This is a genomic window from Spirosoma jeollabukense, from assembly GCF_054777855.1.
Map to the genome: position 1 here is coordinate 1 of NZ_BAAHAD010000102.1, position 569 is coordinate 569.

The window sequence follows — 569 nt, forward strand, 5'->3', positions numbered from 1 at the left end:
TATAAGTTTTTGATTGTTACCTCCTAGCTTAATATTATTAATATTTTCAGCATGTATAGAAGGTGGTGCAGGTACAGGTTGAACTATCTACCCTCCATTATCTGGAATACAAAGTCATAGTGGTCCTAGTGTGGATTTAGCTATATTTGCTCTTCATTTATCAGGAGTAAGTAGTATATTAGGTGCAATTAACTTTATAACTACAGTAGTTAATATGAGAACACCAGGTATAAAATTACATAAATTATCTTTATTTGGATGAGCTGTTGTTATAACAGCAGTTTTATTATTATTATCTTTACCTGTTTTAGCTGGTGGTATTACTATGGTTTTAACAGATAGAAATTTTAATACTTCTTTCTTTGAAACAGCCGGAGGAGGTGATCCTATTTTATTCCAACATCTTTTCTGATTTTTTGGTCATCCAGAGGTTTACATTTTAATTATACCAGGTTTTGGTATAATTAGTACAACTATTTCTGCTAATTCTAATAAATCAGTTTTTGGGTATATAGGTATGGTTTATGCTATGATGTCTATAGGTATATTAGGATTTATAGTTTGAAGTC

Annotated in this window: 1 protein-coding gene and 1 pseudogene; both read left to right on the forward strand. The window is 30.2% G+C overall.

Annotated features, from left to right (window positions below; all coding sequences use genetic code 11):
- Positions 1-85 precede the first annotated feature (85 nt).
- The gene (locus ACYVEA_RS34760; protein ID WP_461117931.1) at positions 86-262 is read left to right on the forward strand and encodes a cbb3-type cytochrome c oxidase subunit I; all 177 of its coding nucleotides are present in this window, start codon (positions 86-88) and stop codon (positions 260-262) included.
- 162 nt (positions 263-424) lie between these two features.
- A pseudogene (locus tag ACYVEA_RS34765) lies at positions 425-565 on the forward strand (cbb3-type cytochrome c oxidase subunit I); the annotation flags it as partial.
- Positions 566-569: the final 4 nt, after the last annotated feature.